Raw genomic sequence first — 8,712 nt, 5'->3', positions numbered from 1 at the left:
TCGGACGCGGCGGCGATCAGCACCCGGGCCGACCGCGACGGCGATCATTTCATCCTCAACGGCGTCAAGCAGTTCATCACCACCGGCAAGTATGCGCAGGTGGCGATCGTCTTCGCCGTCACCGACAAGGCGGCCGGCAAGAAGGGCATATCCTGTTTTCTGGTGCCGACCGATACTCCCGGCTATGTCGTCGCCCGCATCGAGGAGAAAATGGGCCAGCGCGCTTCGGATACCGCACAGATCCTGTTCGAGAACTGCCGGATCCCGGCTTCCTGCCTGCTCGGTCGGGAGGGCGACGGTTACCGGATCGCCCTGTCGAATCTCGAAGCCGGCCGCATCGGCATTGCCGCCCAGTCGGTCGGCATGGCCCGTGCCGCCTTCGAAGCGGCGGTGCAGTACGCCAGGGAGCGCGAGACCTTCGGCAAACCGATCATCGAGCATCAGGCGGTCAGCTTCCGTCTGGCCGACATGGCCACCCAGATCGACGCCGCCCGCCTGATGGTCTGGCGCGCCGCGACCTTCAAGGATGCTGGCAAACCCTGCCTGAAGGAAGCTTCGATGGCCAAGATGTACGCCTCCGAAATGGCCGAACGGGTATGCTCCGACGCCATCCAGATTCTCGGCGGCTACGGTTACGTCAGCGATTTCCCGGTCGAACGGATCTATCGCGACGTGCGCGTCTGCCAGATTTACGAGGGCGCCAACGACATCCAGCGGCTGGTGATCGGTCGCGCGGTGGCCGGCGACTAGCATGAACCGTCACGTTCTGCGTCCCGAGTACAGCGTTGCGGCGCTCAATGCACGCGCTCCCGGACACCTGCCGGGCTGGTTCGGCATCGAAGTGCTCGGCGTCGAGCCGGGCCGGCTGAATTCCCGCTTGTCCATCCGTCCCGAAATGCTGGCGCCGAACGGCTTCCTGCACGCGGCGACGGTTGTCGCGCTCGCCGACACCAGTGCCGGTTATGCCACCTTTGCCCACCTGCCGGTCGGGGCTGTAGGTTTCACGACGGTCGAGTTGAAGACCAACTTTCTGGGTACGCTGACCAGGGGCGTCCTGCTCTGTGCAGCGACCGCCGTGCATAGCGGTCGCACGACGCAGGTCTGGGATGCCGAGGTGAGCAGCGAGGACGGCCGGCGCCTGGCCTTGTTTCGTTGTACGCAGATGATACTGTGGCCGCTGCCCATTCCCGGCGCGGGCAGTACCGACAGGAGTGGGCAAGTGATGCGGAATTCAACGGAAGAGGAGAGGGATGGCTGAGGCTTATTTTCCCTTGCCGACGAACCTGCCCATTCCGCTGGACGATGGTGCTGCAGCACACCTGCCCGACCGCTCGTTGCCGGAAATCGACCTGCCGGGTACCGATGGTTCGATGGTGAACCTGGGCCGTCTGCGCGGACTCTGGGTGATCTATGTCTATCCGATGACGGGTAGACCCGATGTGCCGCTGCCCGATGGCTGGGACGACATCCCTGGCGCGCGCGGCTGCACCCCGCAGTCGTGCAGCTTTCGCGACCATTTTGCCGAACTGGGCGCGCTCGGCGCAGGGGTCTTCGGCCTGAGTGCCCAGACCGTCGAATATCAGCGCGAAGCGCGAGACCGGCTGCGCCTGCCCTATGAACTGCTCAGCGACGCCAGCTTGCGCCTCGAGTGCGCGCTCGGTTTGCCGACTTTTGAAGTGGCGGGAATGCGCCTCTTCAAACGACTGACGCTGATCACCGAGAGCGGTCGCATCAGAAAGGTCTTCTATCCGGTGTTTCCGCCGGATCGCAATGCCGAGGAGGTTCTTCTCTGGCTGCGCGGGGCTGTGTCTGCGTCCCGGACCGCGCACCAGTGACGGTGCTGCCGGACCTCAGGCGCGCGGGGCTCAGCATCCCGGCGGTCAGGCCGAACGCCGCCACCTGTGACGGGAGCGGCAGGCCGCGGGCCAGGGCGGCACAACTGGCACCCATCGCCGGCGAAGTCTGGATGCCGTAGCCGCCCTGCGCCGCCGACCAGAAGAAACCGGGGTGCAACGGATCGAAGCCGCCGACCAGGTCGCCGTCGGTGACAAAGGAGCGCAAGCCGGCCCAGGTGTGGGTCGGGCGGTGGATGGTCAGGGTGGTCATTTCCGTCAGTCGGTGGATGCCGGTCGCGATATCGAGTTCCTCGGGCTGCACGTCCTGCGGCTCGACCGGGTCGGCATTGGCTGGCGAACCAAGCAGCAGACCGGCCTCCGGCTTGAAGTACCAGTCTTCGGCCAGGCCGATTGCCAGCGGCCAGTGCGTCGTGTCCAGCCCGACCGGCGGCGGAAAGAGAAAAACTGAGCGGCGGCGAGGTTGCAAGCCGATTGGCGTGATGCCGGCCAGTTGCGCGATGCGGTCTGCCCAGGCGCCTGCCGCGTTGACCACGGTCGGCGCACGGTACTCGGCACCCCCGGCGCCTACCCGCCAGCCGCCATCGATCCGCTGCAGCGCTGTCACCTCGGCGTTGCAGACCAGCCTGCCGCCCTGCCGGCGCAGGCCGCGCAGATAGCCCTGATGCAGCGCATCGACGTCGAGATCGGCGGCGCTGGAGTCATGGATCGCGCCGATCACTCTTTCCTTGCGCAGGACGGGCAGCATGGCGCATGCTTGGTCGCGGCCGAGCAGATGGATCTGGTTGCCCCCGGCGCGCAAGGCCAGCCAGGTCTGTTGCAGCAGTTCCTCCTGTCCATGGGTGGCAACGAGCAAGGCGCCACGTGGCGTCAGCAGCGCCTGCCCGGCAAAGCCCTGCGCCGGGGTATCGAGGAAGGCGCGGCTGGCCATGGTGAGCGCGCGCACCTGGGGGGTGCCGTAGCTCTCGGCGAACATGGCGGCCGATCGCCCGGTCGAGTGATAGCCGGGTTGCGCCTCGCGTTCGAGCACGATGACGCGACCATGCGTGGCGAGGTGCCAGGCGATGGAAGCACCGGCAATGCCGCCGCCGATAACCAGGAAGTCGGCTTCTGCGGGCAGCAACTAGCGGGTCCCCGATAGAGCCTGTCGGGTGAGCGCCGACAAGGCGATGCGCTGATTTCCGGCAGGGTCGAAATTGGCCGGATCGAGCCAGCGGGCGAAAGCCGCGGCCAAGGCTGGCCACTCGCCATTGATCGCCGCATACCAGGCGGTGTTCCGATTGCGGCCCTTGACCACGCCGGCTTGCCGGAAAATTCCTTCGAATGACAGGCCCAGGCGCAGCGCGGCGGCGCGCGACGGGGCATTGAGCGAATCGCACTTCCATTCGTAGCGCCGATAACCCAGTTCGAAGGCATGTTTCATCATCAGGTACATCGCCTCGGTGGCAGCCGGCGTACGCTGCAGACGAGGTGAGAAATTGAGATGGCCGACCTCGATCGAGCCGCTGGCCGGGACGATGCGCAGGTAGCTGGCGACGCCGAGCGCCGCCCCGGAGGTGCGCTCGATGATTGCGTAGAACAGGGGATCGCGACTGCGGCAGCTCGTCTCGATCCATTCCCGATACTCCGCATACCCGGTGAATGGGCCATACGGCAGATAGGTCCAGTTACGGTCGTCGCTGTTGGCCGCATGCAGGCTGGCGGCGTGCCGTTCGGCGTCGAGTGGCTCGAGGCTGGCAAAGCGCCCCACCAGTACTTGCCCGGGTGGCTGCGCCGGTGTCTGCCAGCCGGTAAGCAACTCGCCAACCGGCTGTCCGGGGAAGGTCAGCGAAGACACGCCTTGCCTGCCTCAGTTGGCGGGCCTGGCCAGCGGTGCCGTGAGCGGTGCTTCCCTGATCGGCAGATTGCAGAAGGCTGCCGCCGCCGCCAGAACCATGTCGGCATACCACATCCAGGAGTAGTCGCCGAAGCGGGTCAGCGCAATGCCGCCAAGGTAGGCGCCGAAGAAGGCGCCGATCTGGTGCGCCAGCAGGCTCACGCCGAACAAGGTGCCAAGGTAGCGCACGCCGAACAGCTTGCCGACGATGGCTGCCGTCGGTGGCACGGTCGCCAGCCAGGTGAAGCCGAGGCCGGCGGCAAAAACGTAGAAGGTCAGCTCGGTCTTCGGAGCCAGCAGGTAGAGCAGGATCATCAGTGCCCGCGAAGCATACATCCAGAAGAGCACGTACTTGCTGCGATAGCGCGTGACGCACGAACCAGCGTAGAGGCTGCCGACGATGTTGGACAGGCCGATGATTGCCAGCGCCCAGCTCGCCACGGTGCTGGGCAGCCCGCACAGGTCGACCTCGCCCGGCAGATGGGTAACGAGGAAGGCGATGTGGAAACCGCAGGTGAAAAATCCGAGATTGAGGAAGTGGTAGCTGCGGTCGGTCATCGCGCCCTGAAAACTCTGCCAGAGGCTCGTTTCCACATTGTCCCGCGCTGCGGGAGGCTCGACCGGGCTGGCCAGTACGCGAACCAGTGGCAAGGCGCCGAGGGTCATAACGGCCAGCGACCACATCGCACCGATCCAGCCGAGCAGTTGAATCAGCGACTGCAGAAGCGGGGCGAAAACGAACTGGCCGAAGGAGCCACCGGCATTGATCACCCCGGAAGCGGTACCGCGTGCCTCGAGTGGCAGTCGCTGGCTCGAAGCGCCGATCAGCACGGAGAAGCTGCCGGCCCCGGAGCCGATTGCCGAGAGCAGGCCGAGCGAAACGATCAGTCCCCAGGTGCTGCTCATGAATGGCGTCAACGCACTGCCGAGAGCCAGCAGCAACAGCCCGCCGATCAGCACGCGACCGGGTCCGTAGCGGTCGGCGGCAGCGCCGGCCAGCGGCTGGACGGCACCCCAGGTAAACTGTCCGATGGCCAGAGCCAGGCTGATCGACGCCACGCCGAGGCCGGTGCTGGTGTTCAGCGGTGAGACAAAAAGGCCCAGCGATTGCCTTGCTCCCATGGTCACCATCAGGATACCGGCGGCCGACAGGGTGACGGCCCACAGGGCAGGAGTGTTGAGTGTTCGGAACATCGAGTGGCGGGCAATCGGCGAGAGTATGCAGAACCCGAATTGTAGGCCCAGTTGCTTGCGGGCAGGCCGAAAAGCGCTGCGACCAGGCGAAATTCGCCGCTCCGGCGGGGGCGCACGAGGCCCGGCCGAAACTTGTGCCAGGCTTGCGCGGCAGCGGACGCAATCGAAAGCATTGCCCGAAGGAGTCCAGGCGACTTGGGCGTGGGCCGTCCGATCCTGCTGCCGCCCGTCGTTGGCGCAGGTCACGCGAAGATTCCGCATGGCTTGCGCATTGTCGGGCTATGGGCCATTCGTGGCATTTTCCGTGCCACCCAGCTCGCCGGATCGCGTCCCAGCAGACGCCTGCCGTCACCACCAGGGCTCTCGATTGCACCCCATCGCTGGTGCACCGCGGGAAGCGCCGGCCGGCGATGCTAGAATGTCTGGCCTGAGCCAATTTTTTGCCGAGCGAACGAGAGCCAACAGCCATGAGTTATGAACTGATTGCCGGGGTCGACCTCGGTTCCAACAGTTTTCGCGTGCAGGTCGGGCGAATCGTTGGCGACCAGATCCACACCCTCGACATGCTGCGCGAGACGGTGCGGCTCGGCTCCGGTTTGACCCGCGAGAAACTGCTCGATCATGCTTCGCAACAGCGCGCCATCGAAGCCCTGCGCCGTTTTGGCGAGCGTTTGCGCGGTTTTGCGCCGGAAGCCGTGCGGGCGGTGACGACCGACGCCATGCGGGTGGCGAGAAATGCGCCGCAGGTCCTGCTGCAGGCCGAAGCGGTTCTCGGGTTTCCGATCGAAATCATCGGCGGCCGGGAGGAGGCACGCCTGATTTTCATCGGCGCGGCGAACGCCCTGCCGGCTGCCACTCACCGTCGACTGGTAGTCGATGTCGGCGGCGGGTCGACGGAGTTCATCGTCGGCCACGACACCGAACCGCTGCTCATGGAGTCGCTGTTCATGGGCGGCATCAGTTACCGGCAGCGCTTCTTTCCGGAGGGCAAGGTGGACAAGAAGCGCTTCTACGCTGCAGAGGTCTCGGCGGCGCGTGAGATCGAAGCGATCGTTGCCGACTACCAGCGCCTGGGATGGGAAGAGGCCGTCGGTTCGTCCGGTTCGGCGCAGGAGATTACCACCATTCTCGAAACGAACGATCTGAATCCGGAGGGGGTCAGCGGCATCAGTCGTCAGGGGCTGGCCAGACTGCGGCAACTGCTCATTCGCGCGGGGTCGGCCGAGGCCTTGAACCTGCAGGGAATGCGCAGCGACCGCTACATGATCCTGCCCGGCGCCATTGCCATCATGTCGGCAGTGTTCTCGGAACTGGGCATCGAGTGCATGACCTATTCCGACGGCGCACTGCCTCTGGGCGTGCTTTACGACCTGCTCGGACGATTCGAGCAGCACGATACGCGCGACGCCACCGTCGCCCAGTTCATGCAGCGCTACCAGGTTGACGAGACGCAGGTGCGGCGTGTCGAACGGACGGCGCTGCTTCTTCTCGGCCAACTGCTCAAGCTCGACGCGCCGGAGCATGAAAACGATGTGCACTTTCTGCGCTGGGCGGTCTCCCTGCACGAGATTGGCGTGTCGGTGGCGCACACCGAGTTTCACAAGCACGGCGCTTACATCCTGGGTCACGCCGACATGCCCGGTTTTTCGAAGCGGGATCAGGCACGCCTCGCCCTGCTCGTGCTCGGACAGCGCGGCAAACTGCAAAAGCTGGCAGCGATGCCGGCCGGGGACCCGAACTGGCGCCTGCTCTTCTGTCTTCGCCTGGCGGCACTCCTGCATCGTGCGCGCGACGATTGTCCGCTACCAGAGCTGTCGGTCCGCGAATCGCCGGTCGGTTTCGAGCTCAACCTGCCGATCGGCTGGCCCGCTGCCAATCCGATGACCGCTGCCGCGCTGTCGGACGAAACCCTGTTCTGGCGTCGCATCGGCATCAAGATGAAGTTCAGGCGGGTGCCGGACGAGAAAACCGTGCAGCTGGAGCTTTTGCAGAAATCCTAGTCGGAGAATCGCAATGCCGGCATGCACACAGGGCATGACGAACTGACGATCGACCGGGCGTGCGCAGGTCAGCGACCAAGGCAACCCGGTGGCGGTGCAACTCCACCAAAGGCCAGTGAGACGACCATGACCGGGATCATCATCGAGTTGATCGAACGCGACGGCACGGCACAAGTCCTGCTGTCCGGTGACTGGACCCTGGCCACCATGTCAGGGTCGATCGCCGAGCTGGAGCGGCGTCTGCGCCAACTGGCTGCGCGAGACCCGGCATGGGAGCTGCGATCGATCGTGCGCCTGGACAGCGCCGGCGGGACGCTGCTCTGGCGCTGCTGGGGACGGCGGTGGCCGGCTTCGCTGACGGCATCCGAGGCACATCGCCTGCTGCTCGAACGCTGCGCGGCGGTTCGCTCCGAACCTGAAGTGCCGCCGCCGATTGATCGGCTGGCCTGGCTCGGTGCGCTGGGCCGCTTATCGCTGGTCGCCGCCAGTCACCTGGGGGAAATCGTCGCGCTGATCGGCCAACTGATACTGGACCTGGCGCACCTCTGCCGGCATCCGCGCGAGATTCCGTGGCGCGAGTTTTCGGCCAACCTCTACAAGAGCGGTGCGCAGGCCCTGCCGGTGACCGCCCTGATCGGCTTTCTGATCGGCATCGTCCTCTCCTACCTGTCGGCGCTGCAATTGAAGACTTTCGGCGCCGATGTCTTCATCGTCAATCTGCTCGGCATCAGTATCGTGCGCGAACTGGGTCCGGTGCTGGTCGCCGTGCTGGTCGCCGGACGCTCCGGTTCGGCGATGACCGCCCAGATCGGCGTCATGCGCGTGACCGAGGAGATCGATGCCCTGGCCACCATGGGTGTGTCCCGCAGCCAGCGCCTATTGCTGCCCAAGGTGCTGGCGCTGGCCGTTGCCATGCCCTTGCTGGTCATCTGGTGCTCGGCCGCCGGCATCCTCGGCGGCATGGTCGCGGCCAAACTGCAGATGGGCTTGTCCTATGGTTTCTTCATCGACGCCCTGCCGCGTGTGGTGCCGGTCGCCAATGTCTGGATCGGCTTGAGCAAGGGGCTGGTCTTCGGCTTTCTGATCGCACTCATCGCCTGCCACTGCGGACTGCGCGTCAGACCCAACACCGAAAGTCTGTCGGCGCTGACCACCAGTTCGGTGGTGAGCTCGATCACCGTGGCCATTCTGGTTGACGCGGTTTTCGCGGTGCTGACCCGTAACCTCGGTTTGCCCTGATGAGCGCGCCGCAACCGCCAGCGATTGAAATTCGCGGGCTATGCACGCAGTTCGACGATGTCGTGATTCACCGCGATATCGATCTCGACATCGAAGCCGGACAGATGCTCGGCCTGGTCGGTGGCTCCGGCAGCGGCAAGACGACCTTGCTGCGCGAGATCGTCGGTCTGCTGGCGCCAAACCGGGGCACGGTCAGACTGTTTGGTGAGTCGGTGCTCGACGCCGACCCGGAGCGCCGGCGCATGCTCCGCCGCCGCTTCGGCATGCTCTTTCAACAGGGAGCCCTCTTCTCGGCACTCTCGGTGTTCGACAACATTGCTTTTCCCTTGCGGGAACTGCACACTCTCGACGAGGGGATGATCGCCGACTTGGTGCTGCTCAAGCTCGGCATGGTGGAACTGGAAGCCCGTCACGCTCGCCTGATGCCCGCCGAGCTGTCGGGCGGCATGGTCAAGCGTGTGGCGCTCGCTCGTGCCTTGTCGCTGGAGCCCGAACTCCTGGTACTCGACGAACCCACCGCCGGACTCGACCCCGACCGTAGCGAAAACTT

At 65.3% G+C, this 8,712-nt stretch carries 8 protein-coding genes and 1 pseudogene; 6 read left to right on the top strand and 3 right to left on the bottom strand.

The window, feature by feature from the left end; translation table 11 throughout:
- The 3 genes and pseudogenes from JNK99_RS15120 to JNK99_RS15110 form a co-directional block, all read left to right on the top strand.
- Window positions 1–750, top strand: a 750-nt coding sequence (locus tag JNK99_RS15120; RefSeq protein WP_291854500.1) for an acyl-CoA dehydrogenase family protein, incomplete at its 5' end; no start/stop codon positions are given.
- A gap of 1 nt (window position 751) precedes the next feature.
- Window positions 752–1,174, top strand: a pseudogene (locus tag JNK99_RS15115) (PaaI family thioesterase); the annotation flags it as partial.
- Window positions 1,175–1,250: 76 nt separating this feature from the next.
- Window positions 1,251–1,835 (top strand): peroxiredoxin, encoded by a 585-nt coding sequence (locus JNK99_RS15110; protein ID WP_291854498.1) that lies wholly within the window; start codon window positions 1,251–1,253, stop codon window positions 1,833–1,835.
- Here the strand turns inward: JNK99_RS15110 and JNK99_RS15105 are convergent.
- The 3 genes from JNK99_RS15105 to JNK99_RS15095 are packed head-to-tail and all read right to left on the bottom strand — an operon-like array spanning window position 1,732 to window position 4,923.
- Window positions 1,732–2,976, bottom strand: a complete 1,245-nt coding sequence (locus JNK99_RS15105) for an FAD-binding oxidoreductase (protein WP_291854496.1) — start codon at window positions 2,974–2,976, stop codon at window positions 1,732–1,734. The two genes, JNK99_RS15110 and JNK99_RS15105, sit on opposite strands and share 104 nt — an antisense overlap.
- Window positions 2,977–3,690 (bottom strand): GNAT family protein, encoded by a 714-nt coding sequence (locus tag JNK99_RS15100; protein ID WP_291854494.1) that lies wholly within the window; start codon window positions 3,688–3,690, stop codon window positions 2,977–2,979.
- A 12-nt stretch (window positions 3,691–3,702) separates the two neighbouring features.
- A complete protein-coding gene (locus tag JNK99_RS15095) occupies window positions 3,703–4,923 on the bottom strand; it encodes an MFS transporter (RefSeq protein ID WP_291854492.1) in 1,221 nt (406 codons plus the stop codon).
- 467 nt (window positions 4,924–5,390) lie between these two features.
- Here JNK99_RS15095 and JNK99_RS15090 point away from each other — a divergent pair, with 467 nt between their 5' ends.
- The 3 genes from JNK99_RS15090 to JNK99_RS15080 form a co-directional block, all read left to right on the top strand.
- Window positions 5,391–6,923 (top strand): Ppx/GppA phosphatase family protein, encoded by a 1,533-nt coding sequence (locus JNK99_RS15090; protein WP_291854490.1) that lies wholly within the window; start codon window positions 5,391–5,393, stop codon window positions 6,921–6,923.
- 126 nt (window positions 6,924–7,049) lie between these two features.
- Window positions 7,050–8,162, top strand: coding sequence for an ABC transporter permease (locus tag JNK99_RS15085; RefSeq protein ID WP_291854487.1), 1,113 nt, complete (start codon window positions 7,050–7,052; stop codon window positions 8,160–8,162).
- Window positions 8,162–8,712, top strand: a 551-nt coding sequence (locus JNK99_RS15080) for an ATP-binding cassette domain-containing protein (RefSeq protein ID WP_291854485.1), incomplete at its 3' end; no start/stop codon positions are given. The genes JNK99_RS15085 and JNK99_RS15080, both read left to right, overlap by 1 nt.

Origin of the sequence: Accumulibacter sp. (assembly GCF_016789985.1) — a bacterium.
In the GTDB taxonomy this organism is placed as follows: Bacteria; Pseudomonadota; Gammaproteobacteria; order Burkholderiales; family Rhodocyclaceae; genus Accumulibacter.
This window is presented reverse-complemented; position numbering and strand designations above follow the sequence as displayed.

Excerpts from the sequence above, each read along its gene's own strand:
- JNK99_RS15110 (WP_291854498.1), top strand. The coding sequence starts at position 1,251 with ATGGCTGAGGCTTATTTTCCCTTGCCGACGAACCTGCCCATTCCGCTG.
- JNK99_RS15095 (WP_291854492.1), bottom strand. The coding sequence starts at position 4,923 with ATGTTCCGAACACTCAACACTCCTGCCCTGTGGGCCGTCACCCTGTCG.
- JNK99_RS15090 (WP_291854490.1), top strand. The coding sequence starts at position 5,391 with ATGAGTTATGAACTGATTGCCGGGGTCGACCTCGGTTCCAACAGTTTT.
- JNK99_RS15085 (WP_291854487.1), top strand. The coding sequence starts at position 7,050 with ATGACCGGGATCATCATCGAGTTGATCGAACGCGACGGCACGGCACAA.